This is a genomic window from Rhizobium ecuadorense, from assembly GCF_001187535.1.
GTDB lineage: Bacteria > Pseudomonadota > Alphaproteobacteria > Rhizobiales > Rhizobiaceae > Rhizobium > Rhizobium ecuadorense.
Genome location: NZ_LFIO01001275.1, coordinates 1 through 378, shown reverse-complemented (window position 1 = coordinate 378; position 378 = coordinate 1). Strand labels below are relative to the sequence as shown.

Genomic DNA, 378 nt, shown 5'->3' with positions numbered 1-378 from the left:
GCCCTTCAACTATCTCGATGCAAATAACAAACTTCAGGGCTTCGACATCGATATTGCCAATGCGCTGTGCGAGGTTGGCAAGTTCGAATGCCAATTTATCATCGAGAAGTGGGACGACATTATCCCCGATCTCGTTGCCGACAAATACGACGCGATCATCTCATCCATGTCGATGAGCCTTGAGCGGCGTCAAAAGGTTGCCTTCACTGAAAAATACTACAACAGCCCGTCTGTGTTCATCGCCCGGAAGGATTCGTCGATCAGCGATGTCAGCCCCGCCGCCCTCAACGATAAAATTCTTGGGGTGACATCGTCGACAGCGCAGGAATCCTATGCCAACCATCTTTATCCGGAAATGAAAAAGAAGGTGTTTCGGTC

Annotated in this window: 1 protein-coding gene; it reads left to right on the top strand. The window is 49.7% G+C overall.

Annotation, left to right across the window (positions count from 1 at the left end; translation table 11 throughout):
- On the top strand, window positions 1–378 hold a 378-nt coding region (locus AF337_RS27220; protein WP_152971208.1), incomplete at both ends, for a transporter substrate-binding domain-containing protein.